Below are 24,826 nucleotides of genomic sequence, written 5' to 3'. Positions count from 1 at the left end.
TGTGAACACCAAAGAGAGGTCAGACCATGAACCGCAATGAAGCTGCGAGAGATACACGTAAACACGGAAAGCATTTACGTGTGCCGGTATTACCGAGTGAGGAGCTAACCATTAAAGAAAACGCATCCAAGGCGAGCCTGACGGTCGCTGAGTACCTGCGGCGCCTGAGCCTCGGCTATGAGATTACAAGCACGCTCGACTCCCAGTACGTAGCGCAGATCGTAAAGATCAACGCTGACCAAGGCCGCCTTGGTGGGCTTCTGAAGCTATGGCTAACCGATGACGCCAAATTGACGGCCTGCGGTACTCCGCTAACACCAGGCATGGTACGAGCGCTGCTGAAACGCATTGAGGCCAATCAAGACGAAATGCTTCGGCTGGTCCAGGCACTGAAATTTTAGCGGCTAAAAAAATCGAGCCTTCGCTTCTGGAGTCCCTATGAAAAGATCGAAGAAACAGCAGTGGATTTTCGCGATAGCCAGCGCCCTGCCCTTGCACCTTGCATTCGCCGGAATCCCTGTCGTGGATGGAGTGAATCTGAGCCAGACAACTGTCAGCGCGATTCAAAATGTCGCTGCGGTGACGAAGCAGATCGAGCAGTACAAAACCCAACTGCAGCAGTACCAGATCATGCTGCGAAACTCAGCGGCTCCAGCAGACTACATCTGGAGTCAGGCCGATCAGACGATTTCTATGCTTCTCGCTGCTCAGGACACACTCAGCTACTACAAGACCCAAGCTGGCAGTCTGGAGAAATATCTTGAGCGTTACCAGGATACGGCCCACTACGAAAGCGCATCTTGCATAGGCTCGGACGCGTGCGGTGTATCGGATCAACAAGCCATTGCACAAGCACAGAAAGAGGCCAGCTCCACAAAGAAGCGCGCGAATGATGCCCTACTGACCAGCGTCTCAAAGCAACAGGAAACATTGCGCAAAGACGCTGGTGAGCTCGCAGGCCTACAGCGACAGGCAACCAGCGCGGAAGGTCAGATGCAAGCCATCCAGGCAGCCAATCAGCTTGCTAGCGCACAGGCAAATCAGCTTCTGCAAATTCGCAGCTTGCTGATTGCTCAGCAAAACGCCCAGGCCACCAGCGCTCAAGTCCGTATTGATCGCGACGCTCAACACACCGCCGCTGACAAACGAGCACTGAGTAGCCGAAACAGCCCAAGCGCTGATAAAGGCTGGTGAGGAAAGAGCATGCACGCACAACTTAAACGAATTCTCATTCTGAGCGCACTGCTGCTCAACGGCTGTGATGCTCCACAAACGCCTACCTCTGTTGAGTGCGATACCCCGACGGAAGGACGAGATACATCTCAAAAAAATAGCTACGACGCTTGCGTCCTTGGGCATAAAAACACCCAAAGCGATGATAGGAAATGGTGACCCATGAAAAGATCATTGACCATCTACCTAGCCATAACAGCACTTTCGTTCAGCAAGACCGCACTCGCTGGTGGGCTCGATAGCGGAAACATGCTCAATAAAATCCTCGACAGCTTCTCGACCGTTGCCACCACTTGGCAATCCGAGATCACCTCCAGCGCGTCATGGCTGTTCTGGAGCCTCGCGCTGATCAGCATGGTGTGGACTTACGGCCTCATGGCATTACGAAATGCTGATCTACAGTCATTTTTTGCCGAAACCATCCGCTTCTTCGGCACCATGGGCTTTTTCTGGTGGCTGCTCCAAAATGGCCCAGCGATTTCAATGTCCATCATCAATACGATGCGGGCGATAAGCGCCAAGGCGGCGGGGCTAGGTACCGGATTATCTCCGTCAAGCATTGTGGATATCGGATTCGGCATCCTGACCAAGGTCAGCGCTTCTGCCTCGGTTTTGTCACCAGTGGTATCCGCATTGATGCTCGCCGCCGCGATAGTGGTTTTAGTGATCTTGGCACTCATCGCCGTGAACATGCTCCTATTACTCGTATCGGCTTGGCTGCTTGCTTACGCGGGGATCCTCCTCTTGGGATTTGGCGGTAGTAGGTGGACATCAGATATTGCGATTAGCTTCTACAAAACGGTGCTCGGGATTGGCGTCCAGCTTTTTACCATGACGTTTTTAATTGGAGTAGGTAAGTCATTCCTGGATCAGTATTACAGGGCCTTTGCAACCGGAACTCCGGACTTGAACAGCCTCTGCGTGTTGTTGGTCGCAGCAGTGATTTTGCTTTCCTTGGTCAACAAGCTCCCTCCCATGCTGGCAGGAATCGTAGGAGCTGCTGGTCAAAGCGCCGGGATTGGTAGCTTTGGGGCAGGTGCTGCAGTCGGTGCCGCTACTCTGGCGGCCTCGGCAATCACGTCAGCGGGCGCTTCCGCGCTAGCGGGAGCAAAAGAGATTGCAGGAGGTGCCTCAGCCCTTACCGCTGCGTTCAAGGCTGCTCAAGCCAACATCCATGATGTTCCCTACGAAAGCGGGAACAGTGCCAGTGATCTTGTGAAAGAACAGAACGCGCCGAATGGTTCGACGCAGTCTGCTTTAGGAAAAGCTATGGAGACGGTCAAGAAGGGCCAGGATTCGGACTACGCTTCCAGGCTTTCGACCGCGCTCAGAGTCGCAGCAAACGCGGGCTCACTGCTCTCAGAGAACATCGGGCATAGCATCAGCGGCCAAGCCAGTGTAGCACTAGCATGCACAGCAGGAGGAAGGCTAGCGGCCACAATTAATGAAAGGGGAAAAATGAATCTAGAAGGAAGCCAAGTTTGCCAAGGCGATGATATGGGTGCTAAATCAGATGAAATATCTGACTTCATTAACAAACGCCCACCTCATGATTAGCAGACATTATAAACATAGCCAATAAATTATCACACCCAAATAGAACTATTTGTTAACTTTCTGAGAATAAAAATGATAAATGACAAATTTTCACCAAATCCCAAATTCACTGACGAGCATAATGGCCTTTTCTGTCCGATGCCGATCTTTGTCACGAGAACAACACTTCGGTCAATTCTCCGAGAAAACAGGGCAGAGACGCTATTGGATCTTGACGTTCATCCAGCCACATCGACACACCGGAAGCCACTAGACTCAAAATGAGTCTCGCCTAGCTACCTTGGCACCCTCAGCGGGATCAGTGATGTCGTGTGGGGTCGACAAGCTAGAGGCCGTCTTGCGTACTTTGCCTAAGGATGCCCGACGCAAGAGGTGGCACAGTGGCATGAATGAAACCGTGGTCTTTGTAGCCACCTATCCGCTCGGCCAAGGAAGCCGGCCGTTACGCCGCCATCCCAATAGCCAGGTGAGCGCCTCTCTAGCGAAGCACGACTTCCAAATTTAGTCAGACTAGCCACAAAAAGCCGTTGTCACGGGGGTTTATTTCTGTAGTTTTTGTGATACAAAATCGTCCGGAGAGTGGTAGCACATTTCATGAGAGATAGTAATGGACTTATTTAATATTTCTAGCACCCTTAATCGTGCCAAAAAGCTTTTAAGTTCCAATGATGAGAACGAGTTCAAATATGCATGCTTGGAACTGAGATTTTGCTTCGAGACCGTGGCCTATCGGCAACTCAAGCAATATGGGGACATTATCCCTGGCGCTCTCGTTAAAGAATGGCGAGCCGACCAAATCATCAAGCTTTTAGCCTCATTTGACCCCATATCCGACCAAAGCGGTGACATTTCCATTGGAGCGGAAACTGATCCAAATGTGGAGCCAAAGAAATGGATCAGCATCGGGCAAGTACAAGCAATAAAATGGGGAAAATTTCGGAAGTACTATAATAAGCTTGGCTCATACTTGCACGCCTCAAAAGAGCCAACAGCTAGTTCTCCCGACAAGAAGTCTCTTGACGAAATTATTCGCGAACTCGAGCGAGTTGAAGCCACTACGGCAATCGTCGCATATAAAAATGTGCGCCACACTGACTGCCCTGCGTGCGGGACGAGAATATTCGCAGGCGAAGCAGAATTTGAAAATGACTTGCTTGTTGTGTGCGGCAATACAAAGTGCAGCAAGCTTTTCAATAAGGTAATTAATGAAAAAGGCGAAAAAGTGCTTACCCCGGTTGACACCATCTTTTTCAAATGTGAATGCGACGCACGCATCCCAGTGCAACTAGACGCAATTTGGAAACCTTTCAATTGCCGCGACTGCTTCAAGACATTTCGAGTGAGCCTGGGTCATTCGGCCGTTGTACAAGTGGACTGACCTAACACAAAAAAAGCCCCGCGCGGTGGGGGCTTTTCCATACCTGGCGGGAAAGGTCAGAGTGCTCTGCCCAGACAGATTCAGGATGGGCGCTCTCAAAACAATAATAGATAGGTAGCATTGAAATCTAGCCCCCTGCCCCTTCTTCAGTCGGCCTAGGCCTTCTGAGAAGGGACGAGGAGTCAAGACCCCAGAGTACATGCGGACTCTAAGAGAACGAGCTTTCATGCATAGAACAGCTCGTTCAAAGCGCTGGTGTGTGCGACCGCAAACGGTCTTCATAGTGCATGTAGCGCGCAGCATTAGTATACTTCCTGACTGACCTTAGCGTCCAGCTCTTTAGAGAAATCGAAGTCAGCCCATTTAGTAAACCAATAGTCATTGTATCGTTGAATTCTGGAGATGTCGGAGCCGGCCATTCCATAATAGCCTACAATTATATCCTTGGCCTCTCGACTTACATATGGGCACACTAGAAGATCCAGCGCCATGTGAGTCATCTCTGAACTACCAATCAATGCATCTCTGTCGCTAGCAAAACGCCGAAGAACACACGACTCTAATGCAACTCGAATTCGAGAATACCGAACCTTCTTACCTATATAAAAGAACAAAGTAATGACAGAAAAGTAATCTAGATCATTTTTGACCACATACACACCATCGATCTCCTCAAAGCCAAAACAGCGAGCGAGGAGATTTTCGCTTACTCGATAGTTCCTTCCAAGCTGCCCCATGAGTACCAGAAGATACATCACCTCAATACGAGCACCTTTGCCATCAGAATATTTATCAATAATACTACGGCATCGCTCGTAAATCACTTGCGAAATTAAAGACCCATAACTAAGTCCGATTGAATTGTCAGCATAAAAACTTAGAACACGCTGACAAATCCTACAAAGCTTAATGGTTGTATTGACTTTCGGCGAGACCGCATAAACAAAAAATACAAACCACAAAAGGGACTCTATTGCTTTGGAGAAACTTTTATCAAGCCCTGGAAGTTTTTCTATTTTTTCGTAACCATCAATCAACGCGCCAACTTTTCTCTCGACCACGGAAAGCGAATAATTAAGAACGTCACCATAATCGACGCCAGATGTTGAGAGGATTGATTTGAAATCAGTGACCAAGGAAGATCGATTTATATAAAGCTCCCCACGAGGAAGACTTTCGCCGTCCTTGATATCGTCCGCAACCTTGAATGTAAGTGTCTTATCAAATAAGTCGGATATTCTCTTTTTCGCGATGGATATAGGAGTAATCATAGGCCTCGATAAGGTTTCTTCTTTACCCTTATTGAGAGAAAGCTTGAATCGCTTTAAAACCTCTTGAAGCAACATCTTTGCCTGATAGCAACACTCCTCGTTATTATAAAAAACAAAATAGTCATCTACATATCGATAAATCTTAAAATCTTCATCAGGCCTCCACCCTTTGCCAGTAAGTTGAGCCAACACCTCAGAATCTACAGATTGCAAAATAATTTCAGCAAATATCCTAGAAACCTCGGGGCCAATGAGGATCCCATTAGTCTCATTGTAATTCACTCTTTGCATCAACGAGTCGAATTTGCTGGCAAAGGACTCTCTCAAGGGCGACATATGGACCTTAGAATATCCTTTGCCATAAACGGCCCAAGGAAGTGAGTGCGTATATACACCATCGAAGCATCCGGAAATATCGTATTTAGTTAGAAATTTAAAGTCTCGCTCACACTGGAGATGTTCCTTTGACTCATAAAACTTAAAGACATTACTAAACTTTTCGTAAACGAAAAAAGATCTCAGGTTTTCATAATTCTCGCCAGAAACCTCAACCAAGGTGTCTAACCTGTCTTGCTTTTCTATTTGAGCCCTATTATCAATAAATGTACACCCTGCGACTCTTTTAGGAGACCGCAGGCTAAAGCTGCTCTGACCAGTAAAATAAATAATTAGCTCTTTATATTGGTCGTAGAAGTCCACAACCAACAGCTGAGCTTTGGGATGCATTAGAGCAAGCTGCCTCAGTTGATCCTGCTTATGCGTAGTAAAGAAAGCGAAAGGGACACTATGGTATTCAGACCTCGTCTGTGAAATATCTATGAGAGATCTTTCAAACGCACCTGTGGTGTCGCGCTCTACCGGGACACTTGGCGAGATACCTAGCAACATTTTGACTAGACTATCGAGAGTCGAATCCTTGGAAATCCACTCTATCTTAGAACCGGAGAACTTTACATCATGCTCACATAGAAACCTGTAAAAGTACCTATTGGAAAAAACAATAGGAACTTCGTAAGGCAGAACATCCGAAAGGACCACCCTTTGAATAGGGAAGTTAATTGAAAGTGCTTTCTTAGGCATGTTTCCACCCCCGAGATATTTCAGAAAGCTTTTTCGTACTAAAATTCCTGAATATCTTCTCAGCAAAGCCTTTCTCGAAGGACATTCGAGAAAGCCTTCTCTTCAAGCGCACATCCGTCAGCAGATTTATTTTAGAGCCAAGATACCTATCCAGACCTCGTAACTGAGAGATGTCGGTTATGTACTTATTGCTGTAGTAGACCCCAATAAACGCGTTACTCTTTCTATTAAAAAGGCGCATGTTTCCCGTTAAAAACAGACATCGCATAATGAGTTCATTTGCTGCTTTTTTGGGAATGAACGCTGCTTTTGCGTTATAGTCTTTAAACGACTTTTCTATCCGCTCTCGATATTTTCGGAGTTTAGCGGCACTCATCCTCACACCGCGACTGCTTGGAGAAACGTCAAACTCATAACCCAGATAGGTAAATTTACCACGCTGCTCATCTATGAGATTTAACGCTTGGGTTTTATCATTTAAAGACAAACCTTTTTTTCCTAAAAGATCTCCAAACGAAGCCAAATAGCTATCGGCCGATTCTCTTTTCTCCGGCGCAAACATCATCACCATGTCATCGACGTATCTAGCATAATAAAAAACTTCATTGTGCCTGCTAACCTCAGAATCCACATACGCCAAGTAGATTTCTGACAAATAAGCACTAACTCCAACCCCTCTCGGCAATCCTCTATCTGCGCCGGTCAGTATTAAGTAGTCACCTAAAAGCCTAGTAATTATTCTTTTGACCAAAACGGAAAGCTCGGGCGATTGATGAATGCTTTCTAACAGATCCTTGTGCTGTACCGACTCATAAAATGAGTCAACATCAGCTCGCAAAATAAATTTTGGTGAACCATCCATGGCTAATGATTTGACTTGCGCCACCAAAATATCTCTAGAAGGCATTTTTATATCGTAGACATCCCTCAGAATTTTCTGCACAAATCTGATTGCAAGAACCTGCGCTAGATCTCTGCCTACGCCATACACAGTTTTGCTTCTAATGGGCATAGGTAAAGCACTAAGCTCGACCCTAAAATCTTTAGACAAGATCCTCTTAGCTATTCCCCCCAGCTTGCTCTCTACAAGAGCAGAATGTTGTTCTTTGCGCCCCTTAATGACTTGATTCAGTCGACGAGTACGAAGTTCATAGAATTGAGTTGTTACTGCTCCGGTCCGGTGCTTGTAACGGACAATAGATCTAGATTTTTTTAGATCATAAACATGCATTCGCATCGTATATGCATCAGGAATATATCGTTCTTCTAGATCACCACCCTTTTCACGGTCTTCATTGAGCAGATTATTGAGATTTCTTATTGAAAAAGCCTGATCAATAGACACAAACAACTACCCTGTTAGCGAGCCTGGCTGTCTATACCCCCTGTTGACGGGGCTAGCCTTGTCCCAAAAAGGTACAATAGCGGTACAGTGCCATCATTGGCTACCTTTTGATCAGTTCCGCAAAATTACTGTACAGGCCTACAAGATGCTAACTGTACCTATGCTAGGCTTTCATTGATTTCGCTTGGCTTGGTGAGATCTTCGGCAACTCATAATCCTTTGGTCCACGGTTCGAGTCCGTGTGGGCCCACCAGATACGACAAAGCCGCGCGATTGCGCGGCTTTTTCATGCCTTTCTGTTAGCCAGGAAACTACGCTCGTTTCTTCGGGGCATGCCCTGTACCAACCGACCTGCTTGCGTACTTGCCAGACGTATGACGGGAGACACCACCTGCTTCCGCGTCCGCCAACCGGTGTGCTTCCCACCCCTTCATAGCCAAGGCAACGGTCTTCGGCACGGGTTTTTCGCCACTACGGTAATAGGCCAACATCCGCCTGCTCAGCCCCAGTTCCTGGGCGGCACGATCCAGCGTCAGTTCATGCTTGGCCATCCAGTTCCAGATGAGTTCATGTGAGCACTCTCCCGCCTGTTCCACTGCGCGTGCACGAAGGTTGTCAGCAGCAAGTTCAAGATTATCGTCACCGGCCCAGATGACCGTATCTTTCCACTCCCCGATTGCAGCCGTTGCGAAAATCTTGGGATCGGTAAGGGGGGCCAATGTCGCGTGCTTCCCGATGACTTCGTCCAAAGCCACGCTGAATTGCTGTCCATCCGCAAAGGTAAGCCGCAATGACCCGGGGGCCAACACGGAAACCTCTGTCAGCTGGAAATGTTTGTTGGTCATGGATTCAGCTCCTCCCACATTGCTAGCAATCGAGCTCTGTTTCGCGAAGCCCACTCGAGCGCTTCACTCATCTCACGCAGGGACAGCCGCGAACCACCGAAACCGGCCAACGGAGTTAGGTCATTGATCGCAATCAGTGCCTGACGACCGTCACTGAATCGCAGATGGAAATGCGGCGGCAGATGGTCATTCGCATACAGGCAAATCACGCAATTGGACAACCGGTGGATCGTGGGCATGGGATTATCATACAGTGCAATGGTTGCACCAGACAGTACCATCCGAGCATCCCGCCCACAGCTCCAAAAATGTAACTCTTCTGATTACTCCCCGATCGGCCGCATCTCGACCTGCCGCGGGTTGTAGAAAGTCATACAAGCCGGAACATCCCGCGTAACCAGCGACATCGCGCCAATCACCACGTTATCACCAATGTCGATACGGTCAGCAACGATGCAGCTGTTGGCGCCCATGCTCACGTTGTCGCCAATGCGCAGCGCGTAGTCTTCCAGACCGAGGGTCTTGATGCCGATCGAGCAATTCTGCCGGATGAAGAAATTGCGCCCGATGCCCACATGCCGGGTAATGACCACACCCGGCAGGTGGGCGATGCGCAGGCCGGGTGCGATCTGCGCGCCGATGTCGATGTCCACAGCGTACTTGAGGTTAAGCCGCTGCTGCATGCGCCTGGCGTGACGCCGGGCCAGGCCGCCGCGGGCATCGAGGTACTGGGCCACCCGGAAGGCGAAGAGGAAACCCAGCTTGTTGTCCTTGCGCGCGCGACGCAGCACGTTGAACAGCAGGCTGATGCGGCGTCCGGGCCTTTTCTTGTTGGAGACTTCCAGTCGCCAGCATTCGAGCAGGTGGTCGAGGTTCACACTGAGGTTCTCGTTGGACTAGCGTTTCATCATGCCGAACGCGAAGCCGTCGAGCCAGCGCGGTCCCTTTGTGGGAGCGGCCTTGTGCCGCGATGGGGCGCGCAGCGGCCCCACGATTTCAGCTCCGCTGCAGATATTGCCAGGGCTGCTGCGCAGCCCTTTCGCGACACAAGGCCGCTCCCACAAAGACCGCTTCGGCTGGGCCGGTGGTGACTGGCCTTGCCCTGATCGGCACTGGCTGGCTAGGCTAGCAGGCCAACCGTAGAGACTCGCCATGTCGGATTCCCGCTCCATCACGCTGGATGAAATCGATCGCCAGCTGATCGCCCTGCTGCAGATCAACGCCCGCGAAAGCGTCGCCACCCTCGCCCGCCAGCTGGGCATCGCCCGGACCACGGTCAACTCGCGCCTGGAGCGGCTGGAGAAGAACAAAGTCATCTCCGGCTATGGCGTACGCCTGGGCCAGACTGTGATCGGCGGCGGGCTGCAGGCATATGTAGGGATCAAGGTGCAGCCGCGCTCCGGCAAGGAAGTGGTGCGACGCCTGAGTGCAATGGGGCAGGTGCAGCAACTGTGCGCGGTGAGCGGCGAGTTCGATTATGTGGCCTGGCTGCGGACGGACTCGCCCGAACAGCTGGACCAGTTGCTCGACCAGATCGGTAGCGTCGACGGGGTGGAGAAGACCACCACGTCGATCATTCTCAGCAGTAAGGTGGACCGCGGGCAGCCGCTCTGAGGCCGCTGGCGGTCAGACCTCCTGGCCGTCGAGCAGGCCCTCCAGAATTGCCGAAAGGCTTTCGGCGGAATGCTGCATTGACCAGACGATGTCACGGCTGCGCTCTGGGGCGTGGTGCTGGGCGTAGTCGGTGGCAATCTGGTTGAGGCCGCGGGCCAGCAGGCAGGCGTGAACCAGGGCGTCGGCGGCGTCGATGCCGGGGCGGAGGGTGAAGAGCGGTGGGTGGCTGGATTCGCAGTTGCAGAAGGGTTTTTCAGCGGTTGGTTTGAGCTTTTTGGGTTGGTCGGGTAAGCGGTCGGTCATGGTATAGCCTCCACATCACAGGGGTGATTGGCGGCCAATCGCATCCTTCTCACGGGAATAGGGTGGCAGCCATGCGCGAGGTGAGAACCGGCGAACTTGGAGGCGCGTACCCGGCCAGGCAAAGCCTGCCCGCGCACAGCTGCCATAGCAGTGCGCCTCCAGAAAGATCAGCGGGTTCTCACGCCCGATCGCCGAATTTGCGGCGACCCCGTGAAGTTAACGATGAAACGATTCCCGCGAAGCCAGACCGAGGCGATAGCGGGCGTAGGGTAATTCTTTATTTAATGGAACGGGTGTAAGAACTGTCTGATCACCCGAATCGCAAAGCCAGAACGTTTCCCTGTGGGAGCGGGTTTACCCGCGAATGCTGCTGTGAATCCACCGACGCATTCGCGGTCAAACCCGCTCCCACAGAGTACGCGGTGCACCAGCGATCTCAGCGTTGCAGCTACAAGCCCATCAGACGCGCTGATGCTTTTTGTCACCAATTGACCGTACGTAAATCACGTAGACATATGCAGAATGGGGATATTCACAAGAGGCTCCCCCAATGCCACGCAACCTGTTCACTGAACTCGCTGAAGGTTTTGACGCGCTGGCCGAAGAGCGCGAAGGCAAGAAGACGCTACGCTCGCACAAGGTCAGCTTCACCGAACTGACACCCTTTGCCCCTAATGAGCTTTTGGAGCTGCGCCAGCGCCTCAACATGTCCAGGGCACTGTTCGCAAAGCCTCTCCGAACCAATTCCAGAACGCTGGAAAACTGGGAGCAAGGCCGCTTCAGGCCCAATGCGCAAGCAGTCGCACTGATTCGTCTAGTGCAGAAATACCCTGAGACGGTGGATCATTTGGCATCTTTGGCCTGATTCGTCAAAAATAATTAAAAAGTGGCTAATACGACGAACAAAGCTACATTCAGACAACACTCTGCATCTTAATTACGAACACCCCACTCCCTAAAATGACCCCCAGGCATCTCCTATACTCAGGCTCCGCTCCCCGCGCAGCCCTCTGGCAAGGTCATTTCATGAACAACAAGAACCGCCACCCCGCCGACGGCAAAAAGCCCATCACCATTTTTGGCCCGGACTTCCCATTCGCCTTCGACGACTGGCTGGAACACCCGGCAGGCCTTGGTAGCATTCCGGCTGCGCGCCAAGGCGAGGAAGTGGCAATCGTGGGTGCTGGCATCGCCGGCCTTGTGGCGGCCTACGAGCTGATGAAGCTGGGCCTCAAGCCGGTGGTATACGAAGCCTCCAAGCTGGGTGGCAGGCTACGCTCGCAAGCCTTCAACGGCACCGACGGGATCATCGCCGAACTGGGCGGCATGCGCTTCCCGGTGTCGTCCACCGCCTTCTACCACTATGTGGACAAGCTGGGCCTGGAGACCCGCCCCTTCCCCAACCCGCTGACCCCGGCTTCGGGCAGCACGGTGATCGACCTCGAAGGCCAGACCTACTACGCCGAAAAAACCAGCGACCTGCCCAAACTGTTCCACGAAGTGGCCGACGCCTGGGCCGACGCGCTGGAAAGCGGTGCCCAATTCGCCGACATCCAGCAAGCTATTCGCGACCGTGATGTGCCGCGCCTGAAAGAACTGTGGAACAAGCTGGTGCCGCTGTGGGACGACCGCACCTTCTATGACTTTGTCGCCACTTCGCGCTCGTTTGCCCAGCTGAGCTTCCAGCACCGTGAAGTGTTCGGCCAGGTGGGCTTCGGCACCGGCGGCTGGGACTCGGATTTCCCCAACTCGATGCTGGAAATCTTCCGCGTGGTGATGACCAACTGCGACGACCACCAGCACCTGGTGGTGGGCGGCGTCGAGCAGGTACCGCAGGGCATCTGGCGCCATGTACCGGAACGCTGCGTGCATTGGCCGCAGGGCACCAGCCTGAGCGCACTGCACGGCGGCGCGCCGCGTGGCGGGGTGAAACGCATTGCCCGTGCCGCCGATGGCCGCCTGGCAGTCACGGACACCTGGGGCGATACCCGGCACTACAGCGCCGTGCTTGCTACCTGCCAGACCTGGTTGCTGACCACCCAGATCGACTGCGAGGAATCGCTGTTCTCGCAGAAGATGTGGATGGCCCTGGACCGCACCCGCTACATGCAGTCGTCGAAAACCTTTGTCATGGTCGACCGGCCATTCTGGAAGGACAAGGACCCGGAAACCGGCCGCGACCTGATGAGCATGACCCTTACCGACCGCCTCACCCGCGGCACTTACCTGTTCGACAATGGTGACGACAAGCCCGGGGTAATCTGCCTGTCGTACGCCTGGATGAGCGATGCGCTGAAGATGCTGCCGCACCCGGTGGAAAAACGCGTGCAGCTGGCGCTCGACGCGCTGAAGAAGATTTACCCGAAAACCGATATCGCCGGGCACATCATCGGCGACCCGATCACCGTTTCCTGGGAAGCGGACCCGTACTTCCTTGGCGCCTTCAAAGGCGCACTGCCGGGGCACTACCGCTATAACCAGCGCATGTACGCGCACTTCATGCAACAGGACATGCCTGCCGAGCAGCGCGGTATCTTCATCGCCGGTGACGACGTGTCATGGACCCCGGCCTGGGTAGAAGGCGCGGTGCAGACGTCGCTGAATGCAGTGTGGGGTATCATCAACCACTTCGGTGGCAGCACCCACCCGGACAACCCCGGCCCAGGCGATGTGTTCGACGAGATCGGCCCGATCGCCCTGGCTGACTGATTGAAGGAGGCGCCATGCGCATTGCTCTGTTCCAGGGCACCCCCCAGCCGCTGGACGTGACCGGTAACTTGCAGCGGCTGCGCCACCAGGCGCAGCTGGCGGCCGAGCGCGGTGCGCAGTTGCTGGTGTGCCCGGAAATGTTCATCAGCGGCTACAACATCGGCCTGGGCCAGGTCGAGCGCCTGGCCGAAACCAGCGACGGCCTGGCAGCCATGGCTGTAGTGGAGATCGCACAGGCGCACCGCATCGCCATCGTCTACGGCTACCCGGAGCGCGGCGATGATGGGGCAATCTACAACAGTGTGCAGCTGATCGATGCGCACGGCCGCAGCCTGAGCAACTACCGCAAGACACACCTGTTCGGCGAACTGGACCGCTCGATGTTCAGCGCCGGCAGCGACCACTTCCCGGTGGTCGAGCTTGACGGCTGGAAGGTTGGCCTGCTGATCTGCTACGACATCGAGTTCCCGGAGAATGCCCGGCGCCTGGCGCTGGAAGGTGCCGAGCTGATCCTGGTGCCGACGGCGAACATGGAGCCCTATGACTTTGTCTGCCAGGTGACCGTTAGGGCACGGGCGCAGGAGAACCAGTGCTACCTGGTGTATGCCAACTACTGCGGCGCGGAAGACGAGATCCACTATTGCGGGCAGAGCAGCATCATCGGCCCGGATGGCAGCGTGCTGGCCATGGCTGGGCGCGATGAGTGCCAGTTGCTGGCGGAGCTGGAGCATGAGCGGGTGAGTCAAGGGCGCGAGGCTTTTCCCTACCTCACCGACTTGCGCCAGGAGCTGCACCTGCGCAAGGGGTGATGGCTACCAGCGGGAGCTTCTCGGGTCTTTTGGCAGATTGCATCAGGCAAGCACCTTTGAGCCCTGATGCGATCCCTATGCGGCCGGGCCTGCCAACAAATGGGTTAGCATGGACAACATCCACCGGAGCCCCCATGCCTGATGCCACCCGCCACCTCACGCTCGCCAACGGCCTGCAGCTGACCCTGCGCCACGCCCCGCGCCTGAAGCGCTCGGCGGCGGCCCTGCGGGTGCACGCGGGCAGCCATGACGCCCCGGCCAAGTGGCCCGGCCTGGCCCACTTTCTCGAACACCTGTTCTTCCTCGGCACTGCGCGCTTCCCGCTGCATGACGGCCTGATGCGCTATGTGCAGGCCCTCGGCGGCCAGGTCAACGCCAGCACTCGTGAGCGCAACACCGACTTTTTCTTCGAGGTGCCTTCCGCTGCCTTTGCCGGAGGCCTCGAACGCCTGTGCCAGATGCTTGCCCAGCCAGACCTGGGCATCCAGCGCCAACGCCGTGAACGGGAGGTGATCCACGCCGAGTTCATTGCCTGGTCGCGCAACCCGCAGGCCCAGCAGCAGTTTGCCTTGCTGCAATCCGTGTCGCGCGCGCATCCGCTGGGCGCTTTTCATGCCGGTAACCGACACACCCTGGCCCTGCACGACCCGGCTTTTCAGCAGGCGCTTGCAGGCTTTCACCAGCGCTTCTACCAGGGCGGCCAGATCGTCTTGAGCCTGTGCGGCCCGCAGCCGCTGGATGAGCTGGAACAGCTGGGTCGGCAACATGCCGCGTTGTTCGCAACGGGTGAGCACGTACCGCAAGTCCCGCCGCCGCCACTGGCGCCGACGCCCATGCCGCATGTTTTCACGCACGACAACCTCCCGGCAGGTGCCGAGCAGGCACTGGAGCTGCTGATCGCCTTGCTCGGCGACAGTCGCCCAGGTACCTGGTTGGGTGCACTGCGCCAACGTGGCTGGCTCCACAGTTTCAAGGCCGAGCCGCTATACGCCTTCGGCGGGCAGCTGCTGTGGCACATTGAGCTGAAGCTCGGCGCAGACGCGTGCACCGACGAAGCCACTGCCCTGCTGCACAGTTGGTTCGGTTTCATTCGCCGGGCCGAGCCTGCCCTGTTGAACCGCGAATTCGGCTTGCTGCAGCACAGCCGCGAACGCAGTGTCAGCGCGCTTGAGCTGGCCCGCCGGGACAGCAGCAAACAGCCGTTCGCCGGGCTGGATGCGCAAGCGATGCAAGGCTTCCGTGCCCTGCTGGAAGGCCTGCCCTGCACCGAGGGTGGTCAATGGCACCTGCCCCCTGTCGACGCTTTGCTGATGGCAGATTTGCCCACGGCCCCGCCGCAGCCACTGCCGGTGGCGCTGAAAGTAAGCGAGCTACTCCCTGGCACCCGCCAGTACGCTGCGCTGTACTTGCGCTGGCATGTAACTTCGACGCTGCGCCAGCACTTGCAGGGCGTGCTCGAACAAGCCCTCGTGCCACTGCAGGAGCGCTGCGGGCGTGCATCGGTGCAGTTGCAGTTCAGCAGCGCTGGCGAGTACTGGCAATTACGCTGCGCCGGGCTGCCGGCAGCTGTGCTTCGGGCCGTGGAACAGGCCTTGGCCCTGATGCGCAAGCCCCCAGCCAGTTGTTGGCAGCCCTGCGCAGCAGCGCGTCCGGCGCTGGTGCCCATCCGGGCCTTGCTCGAACAATTGCCGCAGGCAGTATCAGGCGGGCAGCCCGCCCCTGTAACTGCCCGCACGCTGGAACAAGCGCAACTCGACAGCCTGTGGCAGCACACCCATTGGCAGGGGCTGGCCGCAGGCTTCGAAGATGCCGCGCTAGCCGCTTTGGCTGCCGCACTGCAGCACTGCCCGGGGCAAGGTTCGTCGGTCGCCCCAGCGCCCAGATGGGCAAAGCGACGCTGGCAGCATGCCGTGGTGGCTGGCAGTGAGCATGCATTGCTGCTGTTCTGCCCTGTCCCTGCGGACAACGAAGCCACAGGCCGGCTGCTCGCCCAATTGCTGCAAGGTCCGGTCTACCAACGGCTACGGGTCGAGCTGCAACTCGGCTACGCGGTATTCAGCGCCTTTCGTCAGGTCGAGGGCGTGGGCGGCTTGTTGTTCGGCGTGCAGTCGCCGCACACCAGCCCTGCCCGCATCCTCGACCACATACTCACCCTGCTGGGTCACGGCGTCAGCCTGGATCCGGCTGCCCGCCAAGCATTGGCCGGGCAATTCGACGAAGCCGCCATGGCCAATGCCGAAGTCGCCGAATGGGCGTGGCAGACACACCTGGCTACACAACCTGGCCAGCTACAGGCGCTAAATAGGACTATTCTGAAAACGCGGCAGACGGATCTGGACCAGCTGCTGAGCAACCTGCTCGACCCAGGGTCCACCTGGCTATGCCTGGCCAACGCTGCCGCGCCAGACTCTTTCTGGCGCTGAGCCAGTCCGGCGATTGTTACGCGAACTGCAAGGGCACTTTTCGAATAATTAACCTTTCGGTACAAAATTTTCTTGTAAGATAGCGCAATCCCAGTTTGGGGAACCTCCTGCACATGGCGGTACCCAAGTAGTAGCTCAGCCACCCAAAACCCATCCGGAAGGAGTAATCCCATGTGGACCAAACCTGCTTACACTGATCTGCGTATCGGCTTCGAAGTCACCATGTACTTCGCTAACCGCTAAGCCCGGCTTACGGTTCCACGCCTCGGCCCGCCGGGGCGTTTTCGTTTTTCCGATCCGGTTTTCTGCATAGCCGGTTTTCTGCATAGAGAGTGGCCATGTTCATCCAGGTTCTCGGCTCCGCCGCCGGTGGCGGGTTCCCACAGTGGAACTGCAACTGCGTCAACTGCAAAGGCTTGCGCGATGGCACCCTGCGGGCCACGGCACGCACCCAGTCGTCCATTGCCCTGTCCGACGACGGCGTGCACTGGGTGCTGTGCAATGCCTCCCCCGACATCCGCGCCCAGCTGCAGGCATTCGCGCCCATGCAGCCGGCCCGTGCCCTGCGCGACACCGGCATCAACGCCATCGTCCTGCTGGACAGCCAGATCGACCACACCACCGGCCTGCTCAGCCTGCGCGAAGGCTGCCCGCACCAGGTGTGGTGCACCGAAATGGTCCACCAGGACCTCTCCACCGGCTTCCCGCTGTTCAACATGCTCAGCCACTGGAACGGTGGCCTGCAGTGGAACCGCATCGAGCTGCAAGGCAGCTTCGTGATCGACGCCTGCCCCAACCTGCGCTTCACCCCGTTCCCCCTGCGCAGCGCCGCGCCGCCCTACTCGCCGCACCGTTTCGACCCGCACCCGGGCGACAATCTAGGCCTGCTGGTGGAGGACACCCGCACCGGCGGCAAGCTGTTCTACGCCCCGGGCCTGGGGCAGGTCGATGAGAAGCTGCTGGCGATGATGCATGGCGCCGACTGCCTGCTGGTCGATGGCACCCTGTGGGAAGACGATGAAATGCAGCGCCGCGGCGTGGGCACCCGCACCGGCCGCGAGATGGGCCACCTGGCACAGAACGGGCCCGGCGGCATGCTGGAAGTGCTCGACAGCTTCCCGCGCCAGCGCAAGGTACTTATCCACATCAACAACACCAACCCGATTCTCGACGAAGATTCGCCCGAGCGCGCCGAGGTACTGCGCCGGGGCGTGGAAGTCGCCTTCGATGGCATGAGCATCGAGTTGTAAACACTCTGCAAGGCAACACAAGACCCTGTGGGAGCGGGCACGCCCGCTCCCACAGGGGCCGTGTATGTCCGGCCAGACAATCCTTCTACAGGAGCCAGCGGAATGAGCGACGCACTGCCAATGTCCCCTGCCGAATTCGAGCAGGCCCTGCGCGCCAAGGGCGCCTATTACCACATCCATCACCCCTACCACGTGGCGATGTACCAGGGCCGCGCCACCCGTGAGCAGATCCAGGGCTGGGTGGCCAACCGTTTCTACTACCAGGTCAACATCCCCATGAAGGATGCCGCGATCCTGGCCAACTGCCCGGACCGTGAAGTACGCCGTGAGTGGATCCAGCGCCTGCTCGACCACGATGGCGCTCCCGGCGAGGACGGCGGCATCGAAGCCTGGCTGCGCCTGGGCCAGGCCGTGGGCCTCGACCCGGACCAGCTGCGTTCTCAGGAACTGGTGCTGCCGGGCGTGCGTTTTGCCGTGGACGCCTACGTCAACTTCGCCCGCCGGGCCAGCTGGCAGGAAGCGGCGAGCAGCTCGCTGACCGAGCTGTTCGCCCCGCAAATCCACCAGTCGCGCCTGGACAGCTGGCCGCAGCACTACCCGTGGATCGACCCGGCCGGCTATGAGTACTTCCGCACCCGCCTGGGCCAGGCTCGGCGTGACGTGGAGCACGGCCTGGCGATCACCCTGCAGCACTACACCACCCGCGCCGGCCAGGAGCGTATGCTGGAAATACTGCAGTTCAAGCTGGATATCCTCTGGAGCATGCTCGACGCCATGAGCATGGCCTACGAGCTGAACCGCCCGCCCTATCACTCTGTCACCCAGCAACGGGTGTGGCACAAGGGGATCACCCTATGAGTCTCGACCGCAACCAGGTGCCCAGCTGGCGCCCCGGCTACCGCTTCCAGTACGAGCCGGCGCAAAAAGGCCATGTGCTGCTGTACCCCGAGGGCATGATCAAACTCAACGACAGCGCCAGCCTGATCGGTGGCCTGATAGACGGCCAGCGTGACGTGGCCGCTATCATCAGCGAACTCGAACAGCAATTCCCCGGTGTCCCGGAAGTGGCCGATGACATCGAGCAATTCATGGAGGTGGCCCGTGCCGAACACTGGATCGTCCTCGCCTGACGTGCCGCCCACGCCCGAGGTCGGCCTGCCGCTGTGGCTGCTGGCCGAGCTCACCTACCGCTGTCCGTTGCAGTGCCCGTACTGCTCCAACCCGCTGGACTTCGCGGCCCAGGGTCAAGAGCTGAACACCGAACAATGGTTCAAGGTAATGGCCGAAGCGCGGGAAATGGGCGCGGCACAAATCGGCTTTTCCGGGGGCGAACCGTTGGTACGCCAGGACCTCGCCGAACTGATCGGCGAGGCCCGCCGACTGGGCTACTACACCAACCTGATCACCTCCGGCATCGGCCTGACCGAAGCGCGCATCGCCGACTTCAAAAAAGCCGGCCTGGACCACATCCAGATCAGTTTCCAGGCCAGCGACGAGCAGGTCAACAACCTGCTGGCCGGCTCGAAGAAGGCCTTTGCGCAAAAGTTGGAAATGGCTCGCGCAGTGAAGGCCCACGGCTACCCGATGGTGCTCAACTTCGTCACCCACCGGCACAATATCGACAAGACCGACCGTATCATCGAGCTGTGCATCGCCCTGGAGGCCGACTTCGTCGAGCTCGCCACGTGCCAGTTCTACGGCTGGGCGCACCTCAACCGCCTGGGCCTGTTGCCGACCCGCGCCCAGCTGGAGCGGGCCGAGCGCGTCACCAACCAATACCGGGACAAGCTCAAGGCCGAGGGCAACCCGTGCAAGCTGATCTTCGTCACCCCGGACTACTATGAAGAGCGCCCCAAGGCCTGCATGAACGGCTGGGGCAACCTGTTCCTCACCATCACCCCCGACGGCACCGCCCTGCCCTGCCACGGCGCTCGCCAGCTGCCGGTGCAGTTCCCCAACGTGCGGGATCACGACCTGAAACACATCTGGTACCACTCGTTCGGCTTCAACCGCTTCCGTGGCTACGAGTGGATGCGCGAACCGTGCCGCTCCTGCGACGAGAAAGAAAAGGACTTCGGCGGCTGCCGCTGCCAGGCCTTCATGCTGACCGGCGATGCCAGCAACGCCGACCCGGTGTGCGCCAAATCGGCCGACCACGGCATCATCCTCAAGGCCCGCGAGGAGGCAGAAACCGCCCAGCTCGCCATCGAAGAGATGACCTTCCGCAATGAACGAAACTCACGTGTCATCGCCCGCGGCTGAATTCAGCGCGGCACAAGCGGTTGCCGCCGGCACCGACTTCACTGAACTGAAGGTCAGCGACCAAGGCCTGTTCTGGAACGAATTCCGCCCGGCCGATGGCGCTTGCCGCATCTGGCACTGGCAGTACCAGCAGGCCCGCTGCCTGACGCCCGACGGCTTCAGTGTGCGAAGCCGGGTTTACGAGTATGGCGGCGGCAGCTTTTGCCTGAGCGACGACGGGCTGGTGTTCGTCAACGAAAAGGATCAGCAGGTCTACACCCAGCATCTGTACGACTCACCGCCGCGCGCCGTGACCTGTGATGCCAGCTGCCGCTACGGCGACGTGCAGTGGCACAACGGCACGATTCTGGCCATCGAGGAGCAGCATGCCGAGCAGGTGGAGCATCGCCTGGTGGCGTTGGGTGAAGGCTGCCGCGAGGTGCTGGCCGAGGGCGCCGACTTCTACGCCGCACCCACCGTGAGTGCAGATGGCCAGCGCCTGGCGTGGATCGAATGGGACCGCCCGGCACAGCCCTGGACCGTCACCCGGCTGATGTGTCGCACGCGCGACGCCCACGGCCACTGGGGGCAGGCGCGGTGTGTGGCCGCCGCTGAAGAGTCGTTGCAGCAACCACGGTTCGATGCCGAGGGCCGGCTCTACTGCCTGTCCGACCGCAATGGCTTCTGGCAGCCCTGGGGCGAGGTCGATGGGCACTGGCAGCCGCTGCCAGCAGAGCCTGCCGACCATGCCGCTGCACCTTGGCAACTGGGTACCTGCACCTGGTTGGCGCTAGGGCCGCAACGCTACCTGGCCAGCTGGTTCGAAGACGGTTTCGGGCAACTGGGACTGCGCACGCCCGACGCCCCCACGGAACGGTTCGCCAGTGCGTATACGCGCTTTCGCCACCTGGCCATGGATTGCCAACACATCTATGCCATTGCCGCCTCGCCAATCAGTCCGCCAGCAGTCATAGCCGTCGACCGTAGCAACCACGAGGTGCGCGTGCTCGCCGGTGGTGCCGAGATACTCCCGGCGGAGCAGATCAGCCTTGCGCAGTCGATCCACTATGGCAAGGCAGGCAACCAGGCCCACGGTTTCTTCTACCCGGCGGCCGGCGGTGAACGTGCCACGCCGCTGGTGGTATTCATCCACGGCGGCCCTACCTCGGCCTGTTACCCGGTGCTCGATCCGCGCATCCAGTACTGGACCCAGCGCGGTTTCGCCGTAGCCGACCTCAACTACCGAGGCAGCACCGGCTATGGCCGGGAATACCGCCAGGCGCTGCACCTGCGCTGGGGCGAAAGCGATGTGGCCGATGCCTGCGCGGCAGTCGAATACCTGGCTGCCCAGGGCTTGATCGACGGGCGCAAGGCGTTTATCCGCGGCGGCAGCGCCGGTGGCTACACCACCTTGTGCGCCCTGGCATTCCACGACGTGTTCCGCGCCGGCGCCAGCCTGTACGGGGTCAGCGACCCGATTGCCCTGGGCGTTGCCACGCACAAGTTCGAAGGGGATTACCTGGACTGGCTGATCGGCGACCCGCAACAGGATGCCGAACGCTATCGCCAGCGCACACCGCTGCTGCACGCGGGGCAGATCAAGGTGCCGGTGATTTTCTTCCAGGGTGAGCTGGATGCGGTGGTGGTGCCCGAGCAGACACGGTCGATGCTGGCCGCGTTGCAGGCTAACGGGATCGAAGCTGAGGCGCACTTCTACGCGGGAGAGCGCCATGGGTTCCGCAAGGCGGAGAACCTGGCCCATGCGCTGGAAGAAGAGTGGAAGTTCTATTGCAAGGTATTGGAGGGCTGACCCCGGGGCTGCGTTGCAGCCCCAATCGCCGGCAAGCCAGCTCCCTCAGCTACTGCACTGGCCTTGAGTGCGGCGCAATCCTCTGGGAGCCCGGCTTGCCGGCCATGAGGCCCTGAGTGGCTAGCGCTTGGCGATGATATACACGGCGTGCACGATGCCCGGAATGTAACCCAGCAAGGTCAACAAAATATTCAGCCAGAATGCTCCGGCAAACCCCACCTGCAGAAACACACCCAGCGGTGGCAGAAGAATGGCGATGATGATGCGAATAAAGTCCATGCGAGTCTCTCCTGAAGGGTTACATCAAAGACTAGCCGCCCGCCGTAGAGGTTCCACAGGCAAAAAAAAACGCCCCGGGCCGAATGAAACAGGCCAGGGGCGATGCGCAGGAACGCCAGACGGTTCGTAGAATTCTTTGCCAGACCGCTAAGCCGGCATCTCGCGGTGGGCCTGCTGCCGGGCATGCAGGCGGGCGAAGGCGCGGGCCAGGCGCAGCAGCATTTCGTCGATGTTGCCCTTGCTCACGGTCAGCGCAGGCGAAAAACGCACCACATCCGCTTGCGGCGCATTGAGCAGCAGGCCTTCATGCAGAGCTGCGGCCACCAGCTCGCGGGCCAGGTTTTCTTTCAACTGCAGCGCCCACAACAGGCCTTGCCCGCGCACCTCGCCCTGGCCATAACGCCCGGTCAGGCGGCAGAGGCCTTCGCGCAGGTGGCGACCATTGTCCTGCACCTGTTCGAAAAAGCCCGGCTCCAGCACGGTATCCAGCACCGCCAGGCCAGCGGCACACATCAGTGCATTGCCATGGTGACTGCCTTCCAGTTCGCCTGGCTCGGCGCAGCACGCTGTACCACGGGCCAGCAGGGCGGCCAGCGGCACGCCACCACCCAGGCCCTTGCCCAGGGTGATGATGTCGGCCCGTACGCCGTAGGTCTGCTCTGCCAACATCGCGCCACAGCGGCCGATACCGGTCTGCACTTCATCGAGGATCAGCAGGATGCCCAGTTCGCGGCACAGTGTTTCCACACCCTTGAGGTATTCCTGGGTGGCAGGGATCACCCCCGCCTCGCCCTGTATCGGCTCAAGCATGATCGCCACCGTGCGCGAGTCCACCTCGGCGTGCAGGGCTGCCAGGTCGTTGAACGGCACTTTGCTGAAACCAGGCAGGCCGGGCTCACAGCGGATGCAAGGCAGTGGGTCGGAAGCCGACAGTGCACCCAGGCTGCGACCATGGCAGGCCTGGCTGGCGGTGATGATGTGATAGGCGCCGTTGCGGTGCAGCTGGCCCCACTTGCGCGCCAGCTTGATCGCGCCCTCACAGGCCTCGGCACCGCTGTTCAACAGGTACGCCTGATCGCTGCCGGTGCTCTGGCACAGGCGATTGACCAGCCCGAGCAGGCCGCGGCTGTGGAAGCCCGCGCCCGGATTGATCAGCGCCTGGGCCTGGTCGGCCAGCGCTTTCGCCAGCACGCTGGGGCTGTGGCCCAGGCTGTTGACTGCGCCACCTTGGGTGAAGTCCAGAAAGGCGTGCCCTTGGTTGTCCCACAACCAGGAGCCCTGCCCGCGCACGAATACCTGCGCTGCCCGTTCGGCGCTGGGCATCAGGCACTCACGCGAAAGCTCGGGTGCTTGCGCCACAACCACCGGCACACGCTTGGCCTCCGGGATGGCGGCAGGCGCCTGGCGGCGCAGGTTGAACAGGTTCATCAGGGCTCCAACCAATCACGGTAAGGGGCGGCCTCGGTGCGGTCTTGGTGCCGACACTCGATATTTTGCCTTGCCTATCAAAAGTGTTTTTCATCCGGGGTAACAATCAACCTGAATGTCGCTGTAACCCGTTGGAATACGGCGATAGACTAGGCCCAGCGAGGGGTTTCGACCATTTCGTTTTCCCAGCATTATTGATAAGTGTCGCTTATGGATTTCCGCCAACTGCGTTATTTCGTCGCGGTGTATGAAGAAGGCCACGTCGGCCGCGCCGCCGAGCGCCTGTCGCTGTCGCAGCCAGCCCTTTCCCAGCAGATCCGTCAGCTGGAGCACAGCCTCGACCTGAGCCTGTTCGAGCGCAGCAATAAACGCCTGCTGCCGACCCTGGCCGCACACACACTGTACAACCATGCCCTGCCACTGCTGGACGGCATGCAGCGCGCCCACGAGGCCATGCGCAACTTCAAGGGCCAGTCGCTGCGCACCCTGGCGATCGGCGTGTTGCAGACCGTACGGCCAAGCCTGGTGCCACAACTGCTCGAACGGCTGCGCAAGGCGCAGCCGCACCTTGTGGTGCAGATCTATGAGTTATCGGGGCTGGAGATCGAACGGCGCTTGCTTAGCGGCAACCTGGACATCGGTATCAGCTACCTGCCGCCCCGTCAGCCCGGTTTGCATGGCCTGTTGTTGTACGAAGACGAGCTGCAACTGGTCATCCCCGATACCCACCCACTCAAGGATTTCAAGAAGGTGTCTATCCGCCAGGCCGCAGAGCTGCCGATGTTGATGCTTGGCGAGGAGTTTCAGATCCGCCAGATCTGGCAGGCCCAGCTGGCCAGCCTGGGCCGCCGGCCGCAGGTGCAGGCGGAGATGAACAACATGGCGGGGATTCTCGACAGCCTGGGCCACACGGCGCTGGCCACCATCTTGCCGGGGCGGGCCAAGGAAGCCGCCGAGGATGACCAGGGGCTGCTGTGGAAGCCCTTGAGCGAGCCGCGGGTGCCGCTGAAGGTCGGCCTGGTATTCCGCGATGCACAGCGCCAGCAGGCCTCCGTGGAACTGCTGCGCACGCTGCTGGAGGAAGAAACGGATGCTCGCCTGTTGGCGGCATCACCGCTGGATGTGTTGGCCTGAAAAAACACCCGCACAAAGAAAACCCCGCCGAAGCGGGGTTTTCCAGACTGTTTCCCTGTGACATCCGTATCGCCCCGCCATCCTGGCAGGTGGTCCTTCGTCGTCATCCTTGATCTG

The 24,826-nt window shown here is 57.9% G+C and carries 24 protein-coding genes; 16 read left to right on the top strand and 8 right to left on the bottom strand.

The genetic code is table 11. The features are described from left to right. The first annotated feature begins 26 nt into the window (after nucleotides 1-26). The 4 genes from traJ (at nucleotide 27) to AC5O5R_RS01930 (ending at nucleotide 4,168) form a co-directional block, all read left to right on the top strand. Nucleotides 27-401, top strand: coding sequence for a conjugal transfer transcriptional regulator TraJ (gene traJ / locus AC5O5R_RS01945; RefSeq protein ID WP_104960669.1), 375 nt, complete (start codon nucleotides 27-29; stop codon nucleotides 399-401). A 37-nt stretch (nucleotides 402-438) separates the two neighbouring features. Further along, complete coding sequence (gene trbJ / locus AC5O5R_RS01940) at nucleotides 439-1,194, top strand: P-type conjugative transfer protein TrbJ (protein ID WP_172230323.1); 756 nt, start codon at nucleotides 439-441, stop codon at nucleotides 1,192-1,194. A gap of 201 nt (nucleotides 1,195-1,395) precedes the next feature. Then, nucleotides 1,396-2,790: a P-type conjugative transfer protein TrbL gene (trbL, locus tag AC5O5R_RS01935; RefSeq protein WP_172230320.1), complete on the top strand. Its 1,395-nt coding sequence runs from the start codon at nucleotides 1,396-1,398 to the stop codon at nucleotides 2,788-2,790. Nucleotides 2,791-3,397: 607 nt separating this feature from the next. After that, the gene (locus AC5O5R_RS01930; RefSeq protein WP_274141703.1) at nucleotides 3,398-4,168 is read left to right on the top strand and encodes a hypothetical protein; all 771 of its coding nucleotides are present in this window, start codon (nucleotides 3,398-3,400) and stop codon (nucleotides 4,166-4,168) included. Nucleotides 4,169-4,470: 302 nt separating this feature from the next. Here the strand turns inward: AC5O5R_RS01930 and drt3b are convergent, their stop codons facing one another. The 5 genes from drt3b to AC5O5R_RS01905 all read right to left on the bottom strand — a co-directional run bounded on the left by drt3b (nucleotide 4,471) and on the right by AC5O5R_RS01905 (nucleotide 9,587). Beyond that, nucleotides 4,471-6,519, bottom strand: a complete 2,049-nt coding sequence (drt3b, locus tag AC5O5R_RS01925) for an antiviral reverse transcriptase Drt3b (protein ID WP_494514931.1) — start codon at nucleotides 6,517-6,519, stop codon at nucleotides 4,471-4,473. Further along, nucleotides 6,512-7,864: an antiviral reverse transcriptase Drt3a gene (gene drt3a, locus AC5O5R_RS01920; RefSeq protein ID WP_372242448.1), complete on the bottom strand. Its 1,353-nt coding sequence runs from the start codon at nucleotides 7,862-7,864 to the stop codon at nucleotides 6,512-6,514. Before drt3a ends, drt3b begins: the two co-directional genes overlap by 8 nt. Before the next feature lie 311 nt (nucleotides 7,865-8,175). Next, nucleotides 8,176-8,709: a DUF2442 domain-containing protein gene (locus AC5O5R_RS01915; protein WP_172228715.1), complete on the bottom strand. Its 534-nt coding sequence runs from the start codon at nucleotides 8,707-8,709 to the stop codon at nucleotides 8,176-8,178. Next, entirely contained in the window at nucleotides 8,706-8,948 is a 243-nt protein-coding gene (locus AC5O5R_RS01910; RefSeq protein ID WP_172228719.1) for a DUF4160 domain-containing protein, read from the bottom strand. The genes AC5O5R_RS01915 and AC5O5R_RS01910 overlap by 4 nt, the downstream gene beginning before the upstream one ends. An 84-nt stretch (nucleotides 8,949-9,032) precedes the next feature. Continuing rightward, nucleotides 9,033-9,587, bottom strand: coding sequence for a serine acetyltransferase (locus AC5O5R_RS01905; protein ID WP_172228713.1), 555 nt, complete (start codon nucleotides 9,585-9,587; stop codon nucleotides 9,033-9,035). 274 nt (nucleotides 9,588-9,861) lie between these two features. Here AC5O5R_RS01905 and AC5O5R_RS01900 point away from each other — a divergent pair, with 274 nt between their 5' ends. Beyond that, nucleotides 9,862-10,323 (top strand): Lrp/AsnC family transcriptional regulator, encoded by a 462-nt coding sequence (locus AC5O5R_RS01900; RefSeq protein ID WP_172228711.1) that lies wholly within the window; start codon nucleotides 9,862-9,864, stop codon nucleotides 10,321-10,323. A 12-nt stretch (nucleotides 10,324-10,335) separates the two neighbouring features. Here the strand turns inward: AC5O5R_RS01900 and AC5O5R_RS01895 are convergent, their stop codons facing one another. Next, on the bottom strand, nucleotides 10,336-10,626 hold the full coding sequence (locus AC5O5R_RS01895; protein WP_172228709.1) for a hypothetical protein: 291 nt from the start codon (nucleotides 10,624-10,626) through the stop codon (nucleotides 10,336-10,338). A 550-nt stretch (nucleotides 10,627-11,176) separates the two neighbouring features. Here AC5O5R_RS01895 and AC5O5R_RS01890 point away from each other — a divergent pair. The 10 genes from AC5O5R_RS01890 (at nucleotide 11,177) to AC5O5R_RS01845 (ending at nucleotide 21,868) form a co-directional block, all read left to right on the top strand. Then, a complete protein-coding gene (locus tag AC5O5R_RS01890; RefSeq protein WP_172228707.1) occupies nucleotides 11,177-11,491 on the top strand; it encodes a helix-turn-helix domain-containing protein in 315 nt (104 codons plus the stop codon). Nucleotides 11,492-11,652: 161 nt separating this feature from the next. Continuing rightward, nucleotides 11,653-13,335 carry a flavin monoamine oxidase family protein gene (locus AC5O5R_RS01885; RefSeq protein ID WP_172286312.1) on the top strand — a complete coding sequence of 561 codons (1,683 nt, stop codon included), beginning with the start codon at nucleotides 11,653-11,655 and terminating at the stop codon, nucleotides 13,333-13,335. Between the two features lie 14 nt (nucleotides 13,336-13,349). Beyond that, the gene (locus tag AC5O5R_RS01880; RefSeq protein WP_172225127.1) at nucleotides 13,350-14,144 is read left to right on the top strand and encodes a carbon-nitrogen hydrolase family protein; all 795 of its coding nucleotides are present in this window, start codon (nucleotides 13,350-13,352) and stop codon (nucleotides 14,142-14,144) included. A gap of 134 nt (nucleotides 14,145-14,278) precedes the next feature. Continuing rightward, complete coding sequence (pqqF, locus tag AC5O5R_RS01875; RefSeq protein ID WP_172225130.1) at nucleotides 14,279-16,567, top strand: pyrroloquinoline quinone biosynthesis protein PqqF; 2,289 nt, start codon at nucleotides 14,279-14,281, stop codon at nucleotides 16,565-16,567. Between the two features lie 171 nt (nucleotides 16,568-16,738). Then, nucleotides 16,739-16,810: a pyrroloquinoline quinone precursor peptide PqqA gene (gene pqqA / locus AC5O5R_RS01870; protein WP_003243383.1), complete on the top strand. Its 72-nt coding sequence runs from the start codon at nucleotides 16,739-16,741 to the stop codon at nucleotides 16,808-16,810. Nucleotides 16,811-16,905: 95 nt separating this feature from the next. Further along, the gene (gene pqqB, locus AC5O5R_RS01865) at nucleotides 16,906-17,817 is read left to right on the top strand and encodes a pyrroloquinoline quinone biosynthesis protein PqqB (RefSeq protein WP_172225133.1); all 912 of its coding nucleotides are present in this window, start codon (nucleotides 16,906-16,908) and stop codon (nucleotides 17,815-17,817) included. A gap of 102 nt (nucleotides 17,818-17,919) precedes the next feature. After that, complete coding sequence (gene pqqC / locus AC5O5R_RS01860) at nucleotides 17,920-18,675, top strand: pyrroloquinoline-quinone synthase PqqC (RefSeq protein WP_172225136.1); 756 nt, start codon at nucleotides 17,920-17,922, stop codon at nucleotides 18,673-18,675. Then, nucleotides 18,672-18,947 (top strand): pyrroloquinoline quinone biosynthesis peptide chaperone PqqD, encoded by a 276-nt coding sequence (pqqD, locus tag AC5O5R_RS01855; protein WP_172225139.1) that lies wholly within the window; start codon nucleotides 18,672-18,674, stop codon nucleotides 18,945-18,947. Before pqqC ends, pqqD begins: the two co-directional genes overlap by 4 nt. Continuing rightward, the gene (pqqE, locus tag AC5O5R_RS01850) at nucleotides 18,919-20,079 is read left to right on the top strand and encodes a pyrroloquinoline quinone biosynthesis protein PqqE (RefSeq protein ID WP_172225142.1); all 1,161 of its coding nucleotides are present in this window, start codon (nucleotides 18,919-18,921) and stop codon (nucleotides 20,077-20,079) included. The genes pqqD and pqqE overlap by 29 nt, the downstream gene beginning before the upstream one ends. Next, a complete protein-coding gene (locus tag AC5O5R_RS01845) occupies nucleotides 20,045-21,868 on the top strand; it encodes an alpha/beta hydrolase family protein (protein ID WP_172225145.1) in 1,824 nt (607 codons plus the stop codon). Before pqqE ends, AC5O5R_RS01845 begins: the two co-directional genes overlap by 35 nt. A gap of 120 nt (nucleotides 21,869-21,988) precedes the next feature. Here the strand turns inward: AC5O5R_RS01845 and AC5O5R_RS01840 are convergent, their stop codons facing one another. Both AC5O5R_RS01840 and AC5O5R_RS01835 read right to left on the bottom strand, forming a co-directional pair. Further along, nucleotides 21,989-22,147: a YqaE/Pmp3 family membrane protein gene (locus AC5O5R_RS01840; RefSeq protein WP_033727371.1), complete on the bottom strand. Its 159-nt coding sequence runs from the start codon at nucleotides 22,145-22,147 to the stop codon at nucleotides 21,989-21,991. A 147-nt stretch (nucleotides 22,148-22,294) separates the two neighbouring features. Continuing rightward, nucleotides 22,295-23,575: an aspartate aminotransferase family protein gene (locus AC5O5R_RS01835; protein ID WP_172225148.1), complete on the bottom strand. Its 1,281-nt coding sequence runs from the start codon at nucleotides 23,573-23,575 to the stop codon at nucleotides 22,295-22,297. A 210-nt stretch (nucleotides 23,576-23,785) separates the two neighbouring features. Here AC5O5R_RS01835 and AC5O5R_RS01830 point away from each other — a divergent pair, with 210 nt between their 5' ends. Continuing rightward, complete coding sequence (locus AC5O5R_RS01830; protein WP_172225151.1) at nucleotides 23,786-24,709, top strand: LysR family transcriptional regulator; 924 nt, start codon at nucleotides 23,786-23,788, stop codon at nucleotides 24,707-24,709. Nucleotides 24,710-24,826: the final 117 nt, after the last annotated feature.

It is taken from the genome of Pseudomonas sp. 8_5_2, assembly GCF_059295255.1.
This window is presented reverse-complemented; position numbering and strand designations above follow the sequence as displayed.

Excerpts from the sequence above, each read along its gene's own strand:
- AC5O5R_RS01845 (WP_172225145.1), top strand. The coding sequence starts at position 20,045 with ATGAACGAAACTCACGTGTCATCGCCCGCGGCTGAATTCAGCGCGGCA.
- trbJ (WP_172230323.1), top strand. The coding sequence starts at position 439 with ATGAAAAGATCGAAGAAACAGCAGTGGATTTTCGCGATAGCCAGCGCC.
- pqqB (WP_172225133.1), top strand. The coding sequence starts at position 16,906 with ATGTTCATCCAGGTTCTCGGCTCCGCCGCCGGTGGCGGGTTCCCACAG.
- AC5O5R_RS01915 (WP_172228715.1), bottom strand. The coding sequence starts at position 8,709 with ATGACCAACAAACATTTCCAGCTGACAGAGGTTTCCGTGTTGGCCCCC.
- AC5O5R_RS01895 (WP_172228709.1), bottom strand. The coding sequence starts at position 10,626 with ATGACCGACCGCTTACCCGACCAACCCAAAAAGCTCAAACCAACCGCT.
- trbL (WP_172230320.1), top strand. The coding sequence starts at position 1,396 with ATGAAAAGATCATTGACCATCTACCTAGCCATAACAGCACTTTCGTTC.
- AC5O5R_RS01830 (WP_172225151.1), top strand. The coding sequence starts at position 23,786 with ATGGATTTCCGCCAACTGCGTTATTTCGTCGCGGTGTATGAAGAAGGC.
- pqqF (WP_172225130.1), top strand. The coding sequence starts at position 14,279 with ATGCCTGATGCCACCCGCCACCTCACGCTCGCCAACGGCCTGCAGCTG.
- AC5O5R_RS01835 (WP_172225148.1), bottom strand. The coding sequence starts at position 23,575 with ATGAACCTGTTCAACCTGCGCCGCCAGGCGCCTGCCGCCATCCCGGAG.
- pqqC (WP_172225136.1), top strand. The coding sequence starts at position 17,920 with ATGAGCGACGCACTGCCAATGTCCCCTGCCGAATTCGAGCAGGCCCTG.
- drt3b (WP_494514931.1), bottom strand. The coding sequence starts at position 6,519 with ATGCCTAAGAAAGCACTTTCAATTAACTTCCCTATTCAAAGGGTGGTC.
- AC5O5R_RS01840 (WP_033727371.1), bottom strand. The coding sequence starts at position 22,147 with ATGGACTTTATTCGCATCATCATCGCCATTCTTCTGCCACCGCTGGGT.
- AC5O5R_RS01910 (WP_172228719.1), bottom strand. The coding sequence starts at position 8,948 with ATGCCCACGATCCACCGGTTGTCCAATTGCGTGATTTGCCTGTATGCG.
- AC5O5R_RS01900 (WP_172228711.1), top strand. The coding sequence starts at position 9,862 with ATGTCGGATTCCCGCTCCATCACGCTGGATGAAATCGATCGCCAGCTG.
- AC5O5R_RS01885 (WP_172286312.1), top strand. The coding sequence starts at position 11,653 with ATGAACAACAAGAACCGCCACCCCGCCGACGGCAAAAAGCCCATCACC.
- AC5O5R_RS01890 (WP_172228707.1), top strand. The coding sequence starts at position 11,177 with ATGCCACGCAACCTGTTCACTGAACTCGCTGAAGGTTTTGACGCGCTG.
- pqqD (WP_172225139.1), top strand. The coding sequence starts at position 18,672 with ATGAGTCTCGACCGCAACCAGGTGCCCAGCTGGCGCCCCGGCTACCGC.
- AC5O5R_RS01930 (WP_274141703.1), top strand. The coding sequence starts at position 3,398 with ATGGACTTATTTAATATTTCTAGCACCCTTAATCGTGCCAAAAAGCTT.
- traJ (WP_104960669.1), top strand. The coding sequence starts at position 27 with ATGAACCGCAATGAAGCTGCGAGAGATACACGTAAACACGGAAAGCAT.
- AC5O5R_RS01880 (WP_172225127.1), top strand. The coding sequence starts at position 13,350 with ATGCGCATTGCTCTGTTCCAGGGCACCCCCCAGCCGCTGGACGTGACC.